15 protein-coding genes are annotated in these 19093 nt (G+C 45.0%); 10 read left to right on the top strand and 5 right to left on the bottom strand.

The annotated features are described in order from the left end of the window. Positions 1-245 precede the first annotated feature (245 nt). From murJ to ispH, 6 genes are all read left to right on the top strand, one after another. Positions 246-1808 carry a murein biosynthesis integral membrane protein MurJ gene (gene murJ / locus AB4185_RS17745; protein WP_048606849.1) on the top strand — a complete coding sequence of 521 codons (1563 nt, stop codon included), beginning with the start codon at positions 246-248 and terminating at the stop codon, positions 1806-1808. 70 nt (positions 1809-1878) lie between these two features. After that, positions 1879-2814: a bifunctional riboflavin kinase/FAD synthetase gene (gene ribF / locus AB4185_RS17740; RefSeq protein ID WP_017062867.1), complete on the top strand. Its 936-nt coding sequence runs from the start codon at positions 1879-1881 to the stop codon at positions 2812-2814. Between the two features lie 63 nt (positions 2815-2877). Further along, on the top strand, positions 2878-5754 hold the full coding sequence (gene ileS, locus AB4185_RS17735; RefSeq protein ID WP_017059344.1) for an isoleucine--tRNA ligase: 2877 nt from the start codon (positions 2878-2880) through the stop codon (positions 5752-5754). 157 nt (positions 5755-5911) lie between these two features. Beyond that, on the top strand, positions 5912-6412 hold the full coding sequence (lspA, locus tag AB4185_RS17730; protein WP_004739521.1) for a signal peptidase II: 501 nt from the start codon (positions 5912-5914) through the stop codon (positions 6410-6412). Positions 6413-6561: 149 nt separating this feature from the next. Further along, positions 6562-6993, top strand: a complete 432-nt coding sequence (gene fkpB / locus AB4185_RS17725) for an FKBP-type peptidyl-prolyl cis-trans isomerase (RefSeq protein ID WP_372135714.1) — start codon at positions 6562-6564, stop codon at positions 6991-6993. Positions 6994-7149: 156 nt separating this feature from the next. Next, on the top strand, positions 7150-8106 hold the full coding sequence (ispH, locus tag AB4185_RS17720) for a 4-hydroxy-3-methylbut-2-enyl diphosphate reductase (RefSeq protein WP_029235087.1): 957 nt from the start codon (positions 7150-7152) through the stop codon (positions 8104-8106). A 139-nt stretch (positions 8107-8245) separates the two neighbouring features. Here ispH and btsR read toward each other — a convergent pair whose 3' ends face one another. The 3 genes from btsR to AB4185_RS17705 all read right to left on the bottom strand — a co-directional run bounded on the left by btsR (position 8246) and on the right by AB4185_RS17705 (position 12508). Continuing rightward, positions 8246-8977, bottom strand: a complete 732-nt coding sequence (gene btsR / locus AB4185_RS17715) for a two-component system response regulator BtsR (protein WP_017070063.1) — start codon at positions 8975-8977, stop codon at positions 8246-8248. Positions 8978-9082: 105 nt separating this feature from the next. Beyond that, entirely contained in the window at positions 9083-10753 is a 1671-nt protein-coding gene (locus tag AB4185_RS17710; protein ID WP_371724419.1) for a LytS/YhcK type 5TM receptor domain-containing protein, read from the bottom strand. 264 nt (positions 10754-11017) lie between these two features. Next, positions 11018-12508: a carbon starvation protein A gene (locus AB4185_RS17705; protein ID WP_017062863.1), complete on the bottom strand. Its 1491-nt coding sequence runs from the start codon at positions 12506-12508 to the stop codon at positions 11018-11020. Between the two features lie 354 nt (positions 12509-12862). Between AB4185_RS17705 and AB4185_RS17700 the strand changes: the two genes are divergently transcribed. Beyond that, the gene (locus tag AB4185_RS17700) at positions 12863-13213 is read left to right on the top strand and encodes a DUF2799 domain-containing protein (protein ID WP_017059350.1); all 351 of its coding nucleotides are present in this window, start codon (positions 12863-12865) and stop codon (positions 13211-13213) included. 103 nt (positions 13214-13316) lie between these two features. On the opposite strand, the gene murQ is transcribed toward AB4185_RS17700, so the two are convergent. Together murQ and AB4185_RS17690 are read right to left on the bottom strand one after the other, a co-directional pair. Continuing rightward, positions 13317-14237 (bottom strand): N-acetylmuramic acid 6-phosphate etherase, encoded by a 921-nt coding sequence (gene murQ, locus AB4185_RS17695; RefSeq protein WP_032545650.1) that lies wholly within the window; start codon positions 14235-14237, stop codon positions 13317-13319. Positions 14238-14282: 45 nt separating this feature from the next. After that, a complete protein-coding gene (locus tag AB4185_RS17690; RefSeq protein WP_065584725.1) occupies positions 14283-15398 on the bottom strand; it encodes an anhydro-N-acetylmuramic acid kinase in 1116 nt (371 codons plus the stop codon). A gap of 121 nt (positions 15399-15519) precedes the next feature. Between AB4185_RS17690 and nagZ the strand changes: the two genes are divergently transcribed. The 3 genes from nagZ to tyrA all read left to right on the top strand — a co-directional run bounded on the left by nagZ (position 15520) and on the right by tyrA (position 19076). Then, positions 15520-16509 carry a beta-N-acetylhexosaminidase gene (gene nagZ, locus AB4185_RS17685; RefSeq protein WP_372135713.1) on the top strand — a complete coding sequence of 330 codons (990 nt, stop codon included), beginning with the start codon at positions 15520-15522 and terminating at the stop codon, positions 16507-16509. Positions 16510-16756: 247 nt separating this feature from the next. Further along, entirely contained in the window at positions 16757-17830 is a 1074-nt protein-coding gene (locus AB4185_RS17680) for a 3-deoxy-7-phosphoheptulonate synthase (protein WP_017059354.1), read from the top strand. 118 nt (positions 17831-17948) lie between these two features. Further along, positions 17949-19076 carry a bifunctional chorismate mutase/prephenate dehydrogenase gene (tyrA, locus tag AB4185_RS17675; RefSeq protein WP_017056144.1) on the top strand — a complete coding sequence of 376 codons (1128 nt, stop codon included), beginning with the start codon at positions 17949-17951 and terminating at the stop codon, positions 19074-19076. Positions 19077-19093: the final 17 nt, after the last annotated feature.

Here is a 19093-nt window from a genome sequence, read left to right as displayed (position 1 = left end):
AACTCCCAAAAACTTAGTTCGGTGACAATTTAAGGGCGAGGACTATCCCTCATTAGCGCTTAATTGTCAAATGATTTGTGCAAAAACCAATCGTAGCCAAACAAACTTTGGTATGGAAAGGTCATCGCGGTTAAGATGGCGGGGATTCTAACAGCATTTTTAGACCAATGCTAATAAATATGCTTCTTAGGACAGGATAGTATTTATCCTCGCTTGAAAGTAATCAACCAGTGTCAGAGGTTTCTGTGAGTAAACGACTATTAAAGTCAGGCCTTATTGTCAGCGCCATGACTTTTGTTTCCCGTGTATTGGGGCTAGTACGTGATGTAGTAGTAGCAAATTTGATGGGGGCAGGAGCGAGTGCCGACGTATTTTTCTTCGCTAATAAAATTCCTAATTTCTTACGTCGACTTTTTGCAGAGGGTGCGTTTTCTCAAGCGTTTGTTCCTGTATTAACGGAATATCACGCCGCAGGTGATAAAGATAAGACACGAGATTTAATTGCTAAGGTGTCGGGTACGCTCGGGGTTTTAGTTTCTATTGTCACCGTTATCGGGGTATTGGGCTCTGGCGTGATCACCGCGATGTTTGGTGCGGGTTGGTTTATCGACTGGCTAAATGATGGTCCATCAGCGCCAAAGTTTGAGTTGGCGAGCTTTATGCTCAAGATTACCTTTCCTTATTTATGGTTTATTACCTTCGTTGCTTTATCTGGTGCCATTCTTAATACATTAGGTAAGTTTGCGGTCTCTTCTTTTACGCCTGTGTTCTTGAACGTGATGATCATAGGCGCTGCGTGGTTTATCTCACCTAATTTAGATCAACCAGAAATTGGTTTGGCGATTGGTGTGTTTCTTGGTGGCTTAGTCCAATTCCTTTTCCAAATGCCTTTCTTGATCAAAGCGGGTGTATTGGTTAAGCCGAAGTGGGGCTGGAGAGATCCAGGTGTGGTTAAGATCCGCACATTAATGATCCCTGCTTTGTTCGGTGTGTCGGTCAGCCAAATCAACTTATTGTTTGATACCTTTATTGCCAGCTTCCTCGCAACAGGCTCTATCAGTTGGTTGTACTACTCAGACCGACTGCTTGAATTTCCTCTCGGTTTATTCGGTATCGCGATTGCGACTGTGATTCTTCCTGCTTTGTCTCGTAAACACGTAGATGCTCAAGGGGAAGGGTTCGCGCATACCATGGATTGGGGCGTGCGCATGGTGTTGCTGCTTGGTATTCCTGCGATGTTAGGTCTTATCGTTTTAGCTAAACCCATGTTGATGGTGCTATTTATGCGTGGTGAGTTCTCTCCACACGATGTACAGCAAGCATCGATGTCATTGGTAGCTTACGCATCAGGCTTGCTTAATTTCATGCTGATTAAAGTTTTAGCTCCGGGCTATTACTCTCGCCAAGATACCAAAACACCGGTTAAGTACGGCATTATCGCTATGGTGACCAATATGGTGTTTAACGCGATCTTTGCTTATTTTTATGGCTATGTGGGTTTGGCGATTGCGACGGCACTGTCTGCCTTTGTGAATATGGCCTTGTTATATCGAGGATTGCACCTTGCGGGTGTGTATCAATTAACTAAGACAACCTTGTTGTTCAGTGCCAAATTAATTATCTCAGGTGTGGTGATGGTAGCGGCTATTTTATGGCAGCTGGATAATATGCAACATTGGCTTGAATGGAGCTTTAGCCAGAGAGCGCTGACATTAACTGGCTTGATTGGACTTGGTGGCTTTGTTTATATTGTTTCGGTACTGATTTTAGGTATCCGAGTAAAACATTTAAAAGCAGCGACAGATTAATACTGATTAGTATATAATCCGTCGGTTTCACACAATAAATGATGCAAATAACAGGTTTTAGCTGATCATAATGGAACTGATCCGAGGTATACACAATATTAAAGCGCAGCATCATGGCTGTGTATTAACCATAGGTAACTTCGATGGTGTTCATTTAGGACATCAAGAGGTTTTGAGTCAGGTTTCTAAACAAGCTGCAGCATTAGGGCTACCTTCTGTTGTTATGACGTTTGAACCGCAGCCTATGGAGCTGTTTGCCCGAGATAGAGCACCAGCACGTTTAACTCGTTTACGAGACAAATACGTGCAACTGAGTAAGCTAGATATCAGTCGCTTATTGTGTGTTAATTTTAATCAGTATTTTGCAAGTTTATCCGCGGAAGCATTCATTAAGGATCTTTTGGTTGATAAGCTTGGTGTGAAGTTCTTGGTGGTTGGTGACGATTTTTGCTTTGGTAAAGGTCGTACCGGTAATTTCGCTATGCTCAAAGAGGCGGGCGAGAAGTACGGTTTTGAGGTGGTCAGCACCCAAAGCTATTGCTTAAACCAATTACGAGTAAGCAGTACTGAGATACGAAATGCATTAGCGGTCGATGACTTGGCTGCAAGTGCTACCATGTTAGGACGTGATTACAGTATTAGTGGTCGAGTGTCCCATGGTCGAAAACTAGGGAGAACTATCGGTTTCCCTACCGCTAATATTCCATTAAAGCGTTGTGTTTCTCCTGTATCGGGGGTGTATGTTGTTGAAGCATTGGATATCGACGGTGTTCCTGTCGGTGGTGTTGCTAATATTGGACAACGACCAACAGTTAATGGGGTAAGGCAGCAATTGGAAGTGCATTTTTTTGACTTTAAAGCCAATTTATATGGTAAACAGTTAGAAGTACGACTTTTGCACAAACTGCGCGACGAGATAAAATTTGAATCGTTCGACGCACTAAAGAATCAAATAGAATTGGATGCTGAAGCCGCAAGGGTGTGGCTGCTTCAGCTAAAGAATTAATCGGATGATTCCACCGATTAACATAATGTCTAACTTCGCCCAATATAACGGAATTAAGAATCGATGAGTGATTATAAAGATACCCTGAACTTACCAGAAACAGGGTTCCCAATGCGCGGCAATCTGGCAAATCGTGAGCCAGAAATGCTGAAGCGTTGGTACAAAGAAGATCTTTACGGCGAAATCCGTAAGGCAAAGAAAGGTAAAAAATCTTTCGTACTGCATGATGGCCCTCCATACGCGAACGGCGACATTCACATTGGCCACGCGCTGAATAAGATTCTTAAAGACATTATTATCAAATCTAAGACCCTTTCTGGTTTTGATGCACCGTACATCCCTGGTTGGGACTGTCACGGTCTTCCAATCGAGCTAATGGTTGAGAAGAAGAAAGGTAAGCCTGGTCAGAAGATTTCGGCGGCTGAATTCCGCGAAGAGTGTCGAAAGTACGCTGCGGGTCAAGTTGAAGGTCAGAAAGAGAGCTTCAAACGTCTTGGCATCATGGGCGAGTGGGACAAACCTTATCGCACTATGGATTTTGGCACAGAAGCGAACATCATTCGTTCTCTTGGCAAAATCGCAGACAAAGGTCACCTTCTTAAAGGTTTCAAACCCGTTCACTGGTGTACTGATTGTGGTTCTGCTCTGGCTGAAGCTGAAGTTGAATACAAAGATAAAGTTTCTCCATCTATCGATGTGAAATTTACAGCAGCTGACGAAGCGGCGCTTCTAGAGAAATTTACTCTAGCTGAAGGTCATGCGGGTCAAGGCGAAATTTCTATCGTTATCTGGACAACAACACCATGGACTCTGCCTGCTAACCGCGCAGTATGTCTACGTGATGATCTTGAATACGTGCTTATCCAAGTTGAAGCTAATGGCGACCAGCCTGCTCAACGTATCGTTGTTGCTTCTGAACTAGCAAAAGACGTAATGGATCGTGCAGGTATCGAGCACTTCCACAACCTTGGTTTTGCTACAGGTGCTGATCTTGAGCTTTCTCAGTTCAACCACCCGTTCTACGACTTTACTGTTCCTGCAGTTCTTGGCGATCACGTAACAACAGATTCAGGTACTGGTGTGGTTCACACTGCGCCTGGTCACGGTCAAGAAGATTTCGTGGTTGGTAAAAAGTACAACCTAGAAATCGCTAACCCAGTTGGTTCTAACGGCGTTTACCTGCCAGATACAGAGCTATTTGCTGGTCAGCACGTATTCAAAGCGAACGACTCTGTTTTAGAAGTTCTAAAAGAGAAAGGTGCACTTCTGCATCACCACGCTTACGAGCACAGCTACCCACACTGTTGGAGACACAAAACTCCAATCATCTTCCGCGCAACACCACAATGGTTCATCTCTATGGATCAAGCTGGCCTACGTGCTAAAGCACTAGAGTCAATCAAGAGTGTTGAGTGGTTGCCTGAATGGGGTCAAAGCCGTATCGAAGGCATGGTTGAAGGTCGTCCTGAGTGGTGTATCTCTCGTCAACGTACTTGGGGTGTGCCAATTGCTTTGTTTGTTCATAAAGAAACAGCAGAACTTCACCCAGAAAGCCCAGCGCTTATTGAAAAAGTTGCGAAGCTAGTTGAAGAGAAAGGCATTCAAGCTTGGTGGGATGTAGACGCTGCTGAACTTATGGGCGCAGAAGACGCTGATAAGTACGAAAAAGTAATGGATACGTTAGACGTATGGTTCGACTCAGGTGTTACGCACTTCTCTGTTGTTGATTCTCGTGAAGAGTACAACTTCCCGAACGAAGAGCGCACTCACAGTGCTGATCTTTACCTTGAAGGTTCAGACCAACACCGTGGTTGGTTCCAGTCTTCTCTAATTTCATCTATCGCGATGAAAGACGAAGCACCGTACAAGCAAGTACTAACGCACGGTTTCGTAGTGGATGGTAACGGCCGTAAGATGTCTAAATCTATCGGTAACGTTGTTGCTCCTAAAGACGTAACCAACAAGCTAGGTGCAGATATCCTGCGTCTATGGGTTGCTTCTACAGACTACACGGGTGAAGTTGCGGTTTCTGATGAAATCCTGAAGCGTTCAGCGGATGCTTACCGTCGTATTCGTAACACGGCTCGTTTCTTCCTAGCGAACTTGAACGGTTTCAACCCTGAAACTGACCTAGTTCCTGCTGAAGAGATGGTTGCACTTGATCGCTGGGCTGTTGGCCGTGCTCAAGCTGCACAAGAAGAGATTGTTAAAGCATACGGCGAGTACAACACTCACGGTGTGACTCAACGTCTAATGCAGTTCTGTTCTATCGAAATGGGTTCTTTCTACCTAGACGTAATCAAAGACCGTCAGTACACAGCGAAGCAGGGCAGCCATGCTCAACGTAGCTGTCAAACGGCGCTTTACTACATCGTAGAAGCTCTAGTTCGTTGGATGGCACCTATCATGTCGTTCACTGCAGATGAAATTTGGAACGAAATGCCAAGCTCTTTACCAACTGGAGAGCAGCGCGACACGTTCGTATTCACAGGTGAGTGGTTCGAAGGTCTATTTGGTCTTGCAGAAGGCGAAGAGCTAAGCAACGAATTCTGGACTGAAATCCAGTCTGTTCGTGGCGCAGTGAACAAGCTTCTTGAAGATGCTCGTAAAGAGAAAACGATCGGTGGTGCACTGCAAGCTGAAGTTACTCTATACGCTGACGATGCACTAGCGGCTAAAATCAACAAGCTAGAAGATGAGCTACGTTTCGTACTTATCACCTCTGCAGCTGTTGTTAAGCCACTGAGCGAGAAGTCTGATGCAGCGCAAGCGACAGACGTTGCTGGTCTATTCGTTGAAGTTGCGGCTACTGAAGCTGAGAAGTGTGACCGTTGCTGGCACCACACTCCAGATGTAGGCACTATCGAAGGTCACGAGAAAGTTTGTGGTCGTTGTGTGTCGAACATCGACGGTGAAGGCGAAGTGCGTAAGTTCGCATAACGACTCAGAGAAAGACTGAACTTTTTGTAAAAATCATAGCCCCAGTATCAACTGGGGTTATTTTTAGTTATAGGAAATGTGTTTAACCAAGTTGGTAATCAAGGTCACGTAAGGTGACTAACAATGAATACCAACTTCGTAAATACTAGGAATAGAAATGAGTGAAGTTTCGTTAAAACAATCTGGTGTACGTTGGTTATGGCTGGCTCTATTGGTCTTCTTGGCTGATATCGGCATTAAACTCTTTGTCATGGACAATATGGGTTATGGTTGGGCAAACCGTATTGAGGTGCTGCCATTCTTTAACTTTTTGTACGTGCATAACTACGGTGCAGCGTTTAGCTTCTTGAGTGATCAAAGTGGTTGGCAGCGTTGGTTATTTACGGGTATCGCATTTGCGGTAACAGGTATGCTGACGTACTGGATGAGCAAACTACCAGCAACAGAGAAGTGGAATAACATTGCTTATGCGATCATCATTGGTGGTGCAGTAGGTAATGTGTTTGACCGAGTCGTACATGGCTTTGTTGTCGATTACTTAGACTTCTACTGGGGCACTTACCACTGGCCTGCATTTAACTTAGCGGATATGGGAATCTGTATCGGTGCTGCGATGATCATCTTAGATGGTTTCCGTAAGAAAGACGAAAGCAAATAGCTTGCTTCAAAGTCAGTCTATGACTCACAGAATAGAATAGCCCTAAGCGCTGTCGGTTGATTCCGACGGCGCTTTTTTTTATGCTTCAGTCAACAAGGAAGCAAAGCACAGCGCATCCTCAAATAATAAAGAAGTCTAAGGAAAGTAACGTGGCAGCAATTAAAAATGATTCAGCAGTAACTCTACATTTTACGATTAAAATGAAGGATGGTTCAGTTGCCGATAGTACGGAGAACATGGGCAAACCAGCGAAGTTCGTCATGGGTGATGGCAGCCTAAGTGAGAACTTTGGAGCGTGCTTACTTGGACTTGAAGCCGGCACTGAAAAGTCTATCGAACTGAAGGCGGAAGACGCGTTTGGTATGCCAAACCCAGATCATATTCACTATATGGATCGTGCTAAGTTTGTTGGCGACTCTGAAGTTGAAGTGGGCACTATCATGGCATTTTCAGGTCCTGACGGTATGGAAATTCCAGGTATTATTACTGAGATCGCAGGTGATTCAGTGACGGTTGATTTTAATCACCCACTCGCTGGTCAAGACGTTAGCTTTGACGTCAATATCTTAACGGTAGAATAACTCTCTTAACGTTAGAATAGCTGTCTTCACGCTAGAATAAGATAGCCTTACAGCTGTGATCTCACCCAGAGCTTCACTGTCTAGACGCTTCACTGTAGAATGCGAACCTCGCTGACGGCGAACTCTATAGAAGCAACCTTAGTACCGCGGTAAATGATGAGCAATGAAATGAAAATAATGTTAGCTAACCCTCGTGGCTTTTGTGCCGGTGTCGATCGTGCGATCAGCATCGTAGAGCGTGCACTCGAAATGTATCAGCCACCGATCTATGTTCGCCATGAAGTGGTACACAACCGCTTTGTTGTTGAGGGGCTCAAGCAGCGTGGTGCTATTTTTGTCGAAGAACTGAGTGAGGTGCCAGACGACAACATCGTGATCTTTTCGGCTCACGGTGTTTCTCAAGCGGTTCGTAAAGAAGCGAAAGAGCGTGAGTTAACGGTATTTGATGCGACGTGTCCTTTGGTGACTAAAGTTCATATGGAGGTTGCTCGTGCGAGCCGCAAACATATGGAAGTGGTACTGATTGGCCACGCAGGTCACCCTGAAGTGGAAGGCACTATGGGTCAGTACGCGAGCCAAACTGGTGGTATGTACTTGGTTGAAAGACCAGAGGACGTACAGAACCTCGTGGTGAATGATCCAAGTAACCTGCACTATGTTAGCCAAACTACGCTATCAGTAGATGAAACTGCAGATGTGATTGAAGAGCTACGTCGAGTGTTCCCTGAGATTCAAGGCCCACGTAAAGACGACATCTGTTACGCGACTCAAAACCGTCAAGACGCTGTGCGTGAGATGGCGAATGACGTTGATGTGGTGATAGTGGTTGGTTCTAAGAACTCATCGAATTCAACTCGTCTAAAAGAGCTAGCTGAGAAACTAGGCACACCAGGCTACCTAACTGACTGTCCTGAAGACATTCAAACCGAGTGGGTTGAAGGGAAAAAGAAAATCGGTGTAACAGCCGGTGCTTCTGCTCCTGAAGAGCTGGTAAACCAAATTCTAGATCGTATTCGTGAGCTAGGTGCGACTGACGTTGAAGAGATTCAAGGTCGTGAAGAGAACATGTTCTTTGAAGTACCAAAAGAGCTACAGATTAAGCAAGTCGACTAATCTCTATTGATTGGTGACAAGATCGATGCGTAACACTATCGATTTGCAAACACTATTGATTTGTAAACAGCAGGAAGCCAACGTTGATACGTTGGCTTTTTTGATCGTGCTTTGGAACAAGGCGTCTAATTCTAACGCGTTACTGGAGACCGAGTTGCTCTTTTAAAGTCTTTAAATAACGACGACTCACCGGGACTTCAAAGCCAGTCAGGGTAATGATCTCTGCTAATCCATTTTCTAGCAGTTTGATCTCTTGGATCGATTTTATGTTGATCAAATACTGTCGATGACAGCGGATCAAATCGGTCTTTTCTTCCAAGATCTTTAGTGTTAACTGTGAGGTTGCGGTTTGCGATGAGCTACGAACATGCACACCACTGATATCGGAATAGGCGCACTCTACCGTTTGGCTTGCCATGATCACAATGCGGTTATGACCAATACATGGGATTTGCTCTAAGTGACAGGGAGCAATCGCTGAGATGTTCTGTTCTGGTGCTTTCTGATTTTGTTTGATGACCTTATTCAGGCGACAAACGCTCTTGTTTAATCGACAAGGCTCGACTGGCTTAAGTAGGTAATCAAAAGCGTTATCTTCAAAGGCTTGAATCGCATATTGGTCGTAGGCGGTGACGAATACCACGTAGGGCATGGTATCTGGGTCAAGCATGCTTAACAGCTCAATCCCAGTAACCTGCGGCATTTGGATATCCAAATACACGACATCAGGCTTGAGTAGGTTGATCTGTTTCAGTCCTTCGATCGCGTTACTCGCTTGGCCTATGATTTCCACTTCTCCGGTTTCGGTCAGCAGCTCAATCAGCTCTTCGCGAGCAAAAAGCTCATCATCGATAACTAGTGCCTTTAACATCCTACAATCTTCATCTTGGTTCTATCCCTGCTTGGTTCACGCTTATCTTTTAAATGTCTGCTTCTAAATGTTTCAACTCGGAGCGATCCGTCTCCGAAAATACCATTATTTGAGTATAGGTATGATAAAGCTCATTCGAGTAAATTGCTGTGGTTGAGATTCTATTTTTAGTGCTGAATCTTGTCCAAAGAAATTAGTGAGTCGTTTATCAACAATTTCCATCCCTAATCCTACATGATCTTGAGATGGCTTCTGATAATTACCTGCATTGTCTTCAACGGTTAACTTGAACCCACCCTCGAAAGCCTCGCTAGAGATCTTTACTTTACCGCCTTCCAACATATTAGATATCCCATGTTTGATGGCGTTTTCTACCAGCGGTTGCAGGGTAAAGCTCGGCAATTGAGATTCATATAACTGCGGGTCGATATCCCATTCCACTTCTAGTCGATCGGTAAAGCGTGCTTTCTCTATGGTCAGGTAAGCGTTGACGTGTGCCAGTTCGTCTTTGAGCTTCACGGTGTTGATGTTCTGCTTTAGGTTGCTTCTAAAGAAGTGAGACAGGTGTTGAATCAACTCTCGAGCTTTATCTGGGTCACGACGTGTTACTGCGCTGATAGTATTAAGCGCATTGAACAAGAAGTGCGGGTTCACTTGAGCGTGCAGCAGTTTGATTTCTGCTTGTGTCAGTAGCGTTTGCTGCTGCTGGTAGTTGCTAAATAGGATCTGGCTCGATAATAGTTGAGCGATACCTTCACCCATCGACATATTGATAGTTGAGAATAGTTTCAGCTTTGGCTCATAGAGCTTGATGGTGCCGACCACTTCGTTACCCGCGCGCAATGGAATAATCAACGCAGAACCCAATTTACAATCCTGCGACAAGGAGCATTGGTATGGGTTCTCTTTGCCATCAAGGTAGATGATGTCGTTCTGTTCCATCGAAGTGAGCGTGCTTTGCGATGAAATCGGGGTGTTCGGAATATGGTGTTCATCACCAATACCAACGAACGCGAGGATTTTCTCTCGGTCGGTAATCGCTACCGCCCCTACGTTGGTCTCTTCATAAACGATACGTACGATTTTTTGTGCGTTATCGGAATTGAACCCACCATGCAAAATACCCACCGAACGTTCGGCAATGGTCAGTGCGCGGCGTGAGAAGGTAGCCGAGTACTTTTCGAAGATGGTTTTTCTGTCTTGGATGATGCTCATGAACAGTGCTGCACCGACCGAGTTAGCGATGATCATTGGCGCCGCAATATCGGAGACCAGAGCATAGGATTGTTCGAAGGGTTTTGCGACCGCCAGCAGAATCAGCATCTGAATGATCTCTGCAAACAGGGTTACCGAGAAAACCACTAACGGATTAAACAGTTGGCTGGCTTTGTTCTTTCTCACGAGATAAACGTGTAACAGGCCGCCAATCAAGCCTTCTGCTGTGGTTGAAATCGCACAAGCCAAGTCTGTGAAGCCGCCTAATGAGTAACGGTGAATTCCACCAGTAAAGCCGACGGCAAAGCCAACGACAGGGCCGCCAAACAGACCTCCCATTACCGCACCCATCGCACGCGTGTTGGCGATGGCATCATTAATCTGCAGTCCGAAATAGGTACCCATAATGCAGAACAGGGAGAACAGAACGTAGCAGCTGATCTTATGGCCTAAGCGTGAAGAGATGCTCAACAAAGGGAGAATCAGTGGGGTTTTACTCAGCATGTAAGCAATCACTAAGTAGACGCAGGTTTGTTGCAGCAGAGAGAGAATGAGTTCCATATTTTCACCTATTGAGACGCTTGTTAAGTGTAAAGCTCATTGCTTGGTAACGGTAGCTTTGCTTGTGTTTTCGTAGGTTATATTCGCTTCCCAGAGTCGAAAGCACTAACGCCTGAAAACACTAAAGCCCATCACAGTGGACGGGCTTTAGTCTTAGATTCCACGAATCACTGAGTGATTACGGGAGCAAGCGAAGTTGTGTTTGGCTGTTCTTTTATCTCTTTCTATGAAGATTGGTCTCTTGTTCCCAAGAGCCTTAAAGAACTAGGCTGTTTTGGTGACGCCTTTTGCTTCTTTCTCTTCTTCATCAGCTAGGTCGATATCGCCTTTGCCTTTTGAAATTTTAATAACGTAAGCCGCAACACCTAGCGCACTCACCACACCAATGATGGTTGAGATTTGCATTGGTAGACCGAAGCCCAGTTGGCTGTTGTTCAGGATGAATGTGATACACACAGACGTCATGAAGATAGCTGGAACTGTTGTTACCCAGTGCAGTTTGTTGTGGCGAAGTAGGTAAGCTGAAGCTGTCCACAGCATCATTACGGCTGTTGATTGGTTAGCAAAACCGAAGTAGCGCCAGATGATACCGAAATCAACTTGAGTCAGGATGCCACCGATAACGAACAGTGGTAACGCCATTAGTAGACGGTTACGCAGTGTTTTCTGTTCCATGTTGAAGTATTCAGCAAGGATAAGACGGCTTGAACGGAACGCTGTGTCACCAGAAGTGATTGGTAGGATAACCACGCCAAGGAAAGCAAGGATACCGCCAAATACACCCAGTAGACCAAATGAAGCGCTGTATACTACGTTACCTGGGCCGCCGTTTGCAATTGCGTCAGACAGAGACTCAACCGAACCGAAGAAAGACAGAGCAAGTGCACACCAGATTAGAGCGATGATGCCTTCACCAATCATTGCGCCGTAGAATACGAAGCGACCGTTCTTCTCGTTTTCCATACAACGCGCCATCAGAGGAGACTGAGTGGCGTGGAAGCCAGAGATAGCACCACATGCGATAGTGATGAAGAGAGCAGGCCAAAGTGGTAGGTCATTCGGGTTCATGTTGGTGAACATGTCGCTGATCTCAAAGCCCCCCATGATTTGGTGTTCGTCAGATAGACCAATCGCAGTGATTAGGCCAACAGACATAAAGATAAGCAGTGCACCGAACAGTGGGTAGAAGCGACCAATGATTTTATCGACAGGGACAATCGTTGCGATGATGTAGTAAGCAAAGATGATAACAACCATCGTAGTTGCAGACATCGCGAAATCAGTTTGGTCGTTCACTAGGTTAGTGATCATACCTGCTGGAGCAGATACGAATACCACACCAACAAGAAGCAGTAGAACAATGGCAAAGATGTTCATAAAGTGTTTTGCGCCATTGCCTAGGTAACGTCCAGTGATGGTTGGAACCGAAGCTCCGCCATTACGGATAGATAACATACCTGAGAAGTAGTCGTGTACTGCACCTGCGAAGATACAACCTAGAACGATCCAAAGCATTGCTGCTGGACCATAAAGGGCACCCATGATAGGGCCGAAGATTGGACCTACACCTGCGATGTTAAGCAGCTGAACTAGGTAAACCTTTGGTGTCGACATTGGAACGTAGTCCACGCCATCTTGCTTAGTGTGAGCAGGTGTTTGGCGTTTTTCATTGATACCGAAAATCTTCTCGATAAAGGTACCGTAAATAAAGTAGCCACCAATGAGTGCTGCGACACAGGTAAGAAACCACATCATAATTTGTTATCCCTGAATGTATTAATTAAGTCAGGGTGTATATTAAAGGAGTCGATGAGAAGAAACTTCCGCTACGAGAGTGAGTGGTCGAATAGCCAATTTAGCGGTGTTATAACTGATTTAGTGGTTTGTTCACTGTGCTGAGTGGCCGATATTTCTATCGAGAGGCCTATTAGCTCTATAGAGAGGTTGTTTGAGTTGGCTTAACGGCGACTATTGATTCTGAGTGGTCGGAATGAACCTAAAGTGGCGAACATTAGACAATAAGTGGACATCGATAGGCGTTCAGCGGAGAATCACCACAAAGGCAGCGCTTCGTCAGAAAGTGGTGAAGTAACAATATAAAGGATTGAAATGAAAAAAATAATCGTACTATTCGCCGTGGCATTTAGCCTTGCAGGATGCAGCGCCAATGTTCAAGATTTAGCAGCTGAAGGCAATTGGCAAGAGATTGGCTATCGTGATGGTATCAAAGGCCACACTCAGCGTTCGTATTCAGAGATGACTGAGCTTGGCGCAGTCGATCAAGCGAGTTACACAGAAGGTTATCACCTAGGTGTGACTGAATATTGTAATCCGAACCATGCTTATCAGATTGGTTTATCTGGTCAGGTGTATGAAGGCGTGTGTTCTGGTACGGAAGACGCTCAACGTTTCCGTATGGAATGGCAACGCGGCTGGGACGAGTTCTCAAACGACTACTAAGCCCAAGCTAGCGATGAAAAATTAAAACTAAAAAAGACCAGTACCGCGTGTGTACTGGTCTTTTTGTCGGTAGCCGGAGTAACACTCAACAGCAGAGTCTAGGTTACTGGTTATTCTCTACAGCTTTTCTTAAAAAGCCGTTTTGCTTATCAAGCTGAGCCTTGGCTAACTCTAAATCTAGCCCTGTTAGAATCATCAAAATAGATAACTTCACATCGTAATCAGTCGCTTTAAGTGTCGACACCGCCAGTGCTTTATCGCACTCCGTTGCTTGGATAACGATACGAGCGGCGCGGGCAACCAACTTTTCATTGGTCGCTTTTACGTCGACCATAAGGTTTTGGTAGCTCTTACCAATGCGAATCATGCTGGCAGTGGTCAGCATATTAAGCACCAGCTTTTGTGCTGTACCTGATTTGAGTCGTGTTGAACCAGTCAATGCTTCTGGGCCAACCACCGGGCTAATTGCGATTTGAGCGATTTCAGCAATTGGAGAGTCAGGGTTACAAGATAATGCAACCGTTACTGCGCCAAGCTGATTGGCATAGTTGAGTGCACCAATCACGTAAGGTGTGCGACCGCTCGCAGCAATACCTACCACGACATCATTTTCTGAAAACTGAATCGCTTTCAGATCTTCAATGCCGAGAGTTAGCGAGTCTTCTGCACCTTCTTTGGCTTTTAAAATCGCCTCTGGTCCGCCTGCAATTAAGCCGATAACCATTTTGTCCGAAACACCGAAAGTCGGTGGGCATTCTGAGGCGTCTAACACACCTAATCGACCACTGGTGCCTGCGCCCATATAAATCAGTCGACCACCGTTTTGAAAGACATGAGCAATTTTATCGACCGCTTTCGCGATCTGTGGCAGTTCCGCTTCAATCGCCAGCGGGACTTGCTTGTCTTGTTGGTTAATCTTTTCAACCACTTCGAGAGAGGTGAGCAGATCAATATCCATAGTGTCAGGGTTTCTCCCCTCCGAAACGAGGTGCGAGAGCGCTGATATGAGAGCGTCGTTACTCATAATGATCCTTAAATGGTGATTCTAAAATGATGGTTCTAAAGTTGTTTAGTCAGCACGATAGAGAACGCCTAGAGAGGCCGCTCTGCTTGCGCCAGTCACTTCTGGTAAATTGCTTGGCAGTTGATGAATATGACGTTGAGCAAGCCACGCAAAAGCCATCGCTTCCATGTAATCGGCGTCCACGCCTTTACTGGTGGTTGAGTCAACCTCCCAACTTGGAAGCAGTTCAGACAGCCTCTTCATCAACAATGGATTTCGTGTACCACCGCCACACACATACAGTGCAGGCTGGTCACCCAAGCGATAAGTCTCCACTTCATTGGCTATCGTCAATGCGGTGTATTCACAAAGCGTGCGCTGAACATCTTCTACTGCAAGATCTTTAAATTCTGTTAATTGTTGCTCTAGCCAAGGTAGGTTGAATAGTTCTCTACCAGTACTTTTCGGTGGCATTTGAGATAGATAAGACTCATTTAACAACTGTTCGAGTAAAGCTTGATTGAGTTGACCTTTTAGCGCAAATTGCGCATCACGGTCAAACTTCTCACCCGTGTGTTTATCAACCCAAGCGTCCATCAACATATTGCCCGGACCTGTATCATAACCAAGCGTTGGCTGATTAGGGCGCAGCACTGAAATATTCGAGATACCACCAATATTCAACACCACAACCGAGCTGTCTTGCGGGTGGAAAATCGTATGGTGGAAGGCGGGGACTAATGGCGCACCTTGTCCGCCTAATGCCATGTCTTTACGTCGAAAATCGGCAACCGTTTGAATCTGTGTTTTAGCGGCAATGATGTTGGCATCACCCAACTGCATGGTAAATGGCGAATCGCCTGTTGGCTGGTGGAACACTGTTTGACCATGATTACCTATCGCAGTTACAGAAGGTGCTGGTGTGCCTGACTTTTCGAGAAGTTGCAGAACCGCATCAGCAAACAGATGGCCAAGCTGGTGGTCGAGTTCGCCAATGGCAATCAAATCGGTTTTCTGACCAATACAGACTTCAAGTAGACGCGCTTTGAGATCATCAGGCATTGGGAACTCATCATGAGCAAGCAATATTATACGTGTATCTTCAATCGACACTAAGGCCGTATCAACACCGTCCATACTCGTCCCTGACATCACACCGATATACAGTTCTTTATGATCCATTCCTAAGCTCTTGCACTGCATTCTTAAAGTCTTCCACAGATTGGTTTAAAAACATTGTAAAGCAAATTTAAAGAGAATAACCTCGGGAAGTTTATGAAATTAGGTTTAATAAGGGATAAATATGGGACCGTTGTGGGTTGATGTTGCAGGCTACGAACTGACTGCGGAAGACAAAGAAATTTTAGAGCACCCAACTGTTGGTGGTCTCATCTTATTTGCTCGAAACTACCACGATAGCAAACAGTTATCGGCGTTAAACAAAGAAATTCGCAAGGTAGCGAAACGTCCTATTTTGATTGGTGTCGATCAAGAAGGTGGCCGAGTTCAGCGCTTCCGCGATGGCTTTTCAATTATCCCAGCTGCTCAAGAATTCGCGACTAAGAATAATGGCGAACAGTTAGCAGAACAAGCGGGTTGGTTGATGGCGGCAGAATTGATTGCCCATGATATCGATCTGAGCTTTGCGCCAGTATTAGACAAAGGCCACGAGTGTAAAGCGATTGGTAGCCGAGCGTTTGGTGAAGATATTGATACCATTGTTCGTCATAGCAGCGCTTTCATCAAAGGCATGAAGTCGGTTGGCATGGCGACGACAGGCAAGCACTTCCCTGGACATGGTGGCGTGATTGCTGACTCACACTTAGAGACGCCATATGACCCTAGATACGACATCTTCGAAACAGATATGGCAATCTTCAAGGCGCAAATTGAAGCTGGAATATTGGATGCCATGATGCCAGCTCACGTGGTTTTCTCTCACTATGATGATCAACCTGCGAGTGGTTCACAGTATTGGCTACAGAAAGTATTGAAGCAGCAGCTTGGGTTTAAAGGCTTGGTATTCTCTGACGATTTAACGATGGAAGGCGCTGCCATAATGGGTGGACCAGCCGACAGAGCGAAAGCGGCCTTGAATGCAGGTTGTGACATGGTGTTGATGTGTAATAAACGAGATGCACAAATTGAAGCTCTGGATCACTTAGCGATTCAAGATGTGCCTTTAGCCAACTCGTTGCTTAAAAAACACAGCTTTGATTTGTCGACACTTCACTCGGATGCTAGGTGGAAAGAGACTTCAGAGACGATCAAGCGAATGCTAGGCAGTGAGTGATAAATAAACACATTATAATTTTAGATAAGGCGATATGATAAATATCGCCTTTTTTTGTATCTACGATCCATGGTTTAAACCTATTTATCTCTTAGAGTGAGCTAAAGTCATAGTGTAAATATTAATTTACATCGAATGTTTTTTATTGTTTACACTTGCAATCGTTTTTTTAGCTGTTATTGTGTTTTTAAAGATTGTTAGCCCAAATGGAAATGTTGGGTGTAAAAATAAATATACAGGTTGAGTTATGCAGAAAAGTGAATTAAGCAATGTCAATATCATCGACGAACAGGTACTGATTACTCCTGAGGAGTTAAAAGCAAAACTGCCTTTGAGTGATAATGCTCGTCGTTTCATTCAAGAGTCTCGTCAAACTATCGCAAACATCATTCATAAGAAAGATCATCGCATGCTTGTTGTATGTGGCCCATGTTCTATCCATGACATTGAAGCTGCGAAAGAGTACGCGAAACGCCTAAAAGCCTTATCTGAGCAACTTAGCGATCAACTGTATATTGTTATGCGTGTTTACTTTGAGAAACCTCGTACCACTGTCGGTTGGAAAGGTTTGATCAATGACCCACATCTAGACGGCACTTTCGATATTGAGCATGGTCTGCATGTTGGTCGTGAACTACTTGTTGAACTCGCTGAGATGGAAATCCCACTAGCGACTGAAGCATTAGACCCAATTAGCCCGCAATACCTAGCAGATACCTTCAGCTGGGCGGCTATTGGCGCTCGTACGACTGAATCTCAAACTCACCGTGAGATGGCAAGTGGTCTTTCAATGCCAATCGGTTTTAAAAACGGCACCGATGGCAACCTAGGCACTGCAATCAACGCAATGCAGGCGGCTTCTTCTAGCCACCGTTTCATGGGTATCAGCCGCGAAGGTCAGGTTGCACTACTAACAACGCAAGGTAACCCAAATGGTCACGTGATTTTACGTGGCGGTAAGCAGACGAACTACGATTCAGTATCGGTACACGAATGTGAGCAAGAGCTGGGTAAATCTGGTTTAGAGGCAGCGCTAATGGTCGACTGTAGCCACGCGAACTCTCGTAAAGATTTCCGTCGCCAACCTTTAGTTGCAGAAGATGTGATTCACCAAATTCGTGAAGGCAACAAGTCGATTATCGGCCTGATGATTGAAAGCCATATTAACGAAGGAAACCAATCTTCGGATATACCTCTCAATGAGATGAAATACGGCGTTTCTATTACCGACGCGTGTATCAATTGGGATTCAACTGAGGCACTATTAAAACATGCACATACGGAATTAGTCCCGTTCTTAGAGAACCGCTTGAAAGGTTAGTCAGAGTTTAAATTTAAGTGCCTCATCTAATGAGGCATTTTAAGATTCTGTTGCTAGCGAACCTGCATGATTGTGGGCTTATAGATTGGCACGGGCTTATAGATTAGTAAGGAATAAAATGGCCGTTGAACTGAACGAATTACGCGACCAAATCGATGCTGTCGATAAACAAATGTTGGATTTACTGGCTCAACGCCTTGCTCTAGTAGAGAAAGTAGGCGAAGTAAAAAGTGAACATGGTTTACCTATTTATGTACCAGAGCGTGAAGCTGCGATGCTGGCATCTCGTCGTCAAGAAGCTGAGAAAATAGGGGTTCCACCACAGTTAATCGAAGATATTTTGCGTCGTACTATGCGTGAGTCTTATGCCAGCGAGAAAGATTCTGGCTTTAAGTGTCTTAACCCAGAGTTACGTTCAGTGGTTATCGTTGGTGGTAATGGTCAACTTGGTGGCTTGTTTGGTCGTATGTTCAAACTGTCTGGCTACGAAGTAAAAATCCTTGGCAGCCAAGATTGGGATAAGGCCGACGAAATCTTAGATAATGCTGGGCTTGTGGTTGTTACGGTTCCAATTCACCTAACGGAAGGTGTGATTGCGAAGCTAGGTAATCTACCAAGCGATTGTATTCTATGTGATTTGACGTCAATTAAATCTAAACCTCTACAAGCAATGATGAACATGCATCAAGGCCCAGTAGTTGGATTGCACCCAATGTTTGGTCCTGATGTTCCTAGCCTTGCTAAGCAGGTGATTGTTTACAGTGATGGTCGTGGTTCTGAAAGTTACCAATGGCTACTGAATCAATTTGGTATTTGGGGCGCGAGCCTTTGCCAGATGGATGCAGCTGAACACGATCACGGCATGACCTTGATTCAAGCACTTCGTCACTTCACCTCTTTTGCTTACGGCTTGCACCTGAGTAAAGAGAACCCGAACATTGATCAACTTCTGAAACTAAGCTCGCCAATCTACCGACTTGAGATTGCGATGGTTGGTCGTCTGTTTGCTCAAGACCCGAACTTGTACGGCGATATCATTCTTTCTTCGGATGAGAATATTGAGATGATTCGACGCTTCCATAGCTGTTTCGGAGAAGCGTTAGAAATTCTAGATGGCAAAGATAAGGCTAAGTTTGTTGAGAGCTTCAACCAAGTGAGTGATTGGTTTGGTGACTACTCACAACAATTTTTACAAGAGAGCCAAAGCCTGTTAAAACAAGCACATGACTCGATTCATCGCGGTTAATAGTGTGGTTTGAAAAA

The sequence above is a fragment of the Vibrio sp. 10N.286.48.F5 genome, from assembly GCF_041469785.1.
GTDB lineage: Bacteria > Pseudomonadota > Gammaproteobacteria > Enterobacterales > Vibrionaceae > Vibrio > Vibrio crassostreae_C.
This window is presented reverse-complemented; position numbering and strand designations above follow the sequence as displayed.

Excerpts from the sequence above, each read along its gene's own strand:
- ribF (WP_017062867.1), top strand. The coding sequence starts at position 1,879 with ATGGAACTGATCCGAGGTATACACAATATTAAAGCGCAGCATCATGGC.
- ileS (WP_017059344.1), top strand. The coding sequence starts at position 2,878 with ATGAGTGATTATAAAGATACCCTGAACTTACCAGAAACAGGGTTCCCA.
- lspA (WP_004739521.1), top strand. The coding sequence starts at position 5,912 with ATGAGTGAAGTTTCGTTAAAACAATCTGGTGTACGTTGGTTATGGCTG.
- ispH (WP_029235087.1), top strand. The coding sequence starts at position 7,150 with ATGAGCAATGAAATGAAAATAATGTTAGCTAACCCTCGTGGCTTTTGT.
- btsR (WP_017070063.1), bottom strand. The coding sequence starts at position 8,977 with ATGTTAAAGGCACTAGTTATCGATGATGAGCTTTTTGCTCGCGAAGAG.
- AB4185_RS17710 (WP_371724419.1), bottom strand. The coding sequence starts at position 10,753 with ATGGAACTCATTCTCTCTCTGCTGCAACAAACCTGCGTCTACTTAGTG.
- AB4185_RS17705 (WP_017062863.1), bottom strand. The coding sequence starts at position 12,508 with ATGATGTGGTTTCTTACCTGTGTCGCAGCACTCATTGGTGGCTACTTT.
- AB4185_RS17700 (WP_017059350.1), top strand. The coding sequence starts at position 12,863 with ATGAAAAAAATAATCGTACTATTCGCCGTGGCATTTAGCCTTGCAGGA.
- murQ (WP_032545650.1), bottom strand. The coding sequence starts at position 14,237 with ATGAGTAACGACGCTCTCATATCAGCGCTCTCGCACCTCGTTTCGGAG.
- AB4185_RS17690 (WP_065584725.1), bottom strand. The coding sequence starts at position 15,398 with ATGGATCATAAAGAACTGTATATCGGTGTGATGTCAGGGACGAGTATG.
- nagZ (WP_372135713.1), top strand. The coding sequence starts at position 15,520 with ATGGGACCGTTGTGGGTTGATGTTGCAGGCTACGAACTGACTGCGGAA.
- AB4185_RS17680 (WP_017059354.1), top strand. The coding sequence starts at position 16,757 with ATGCAGAAAAGTGAATTAAGCAATGTCAATATCATCGACGAACAGGTA.
- tyrA (WP_017056144.1), top strand. The coding sequence starts at position 17,949 with ATGGCCGTTGAACTGAACGAATTACGCGACCAAATCGATGCTGTCGAT.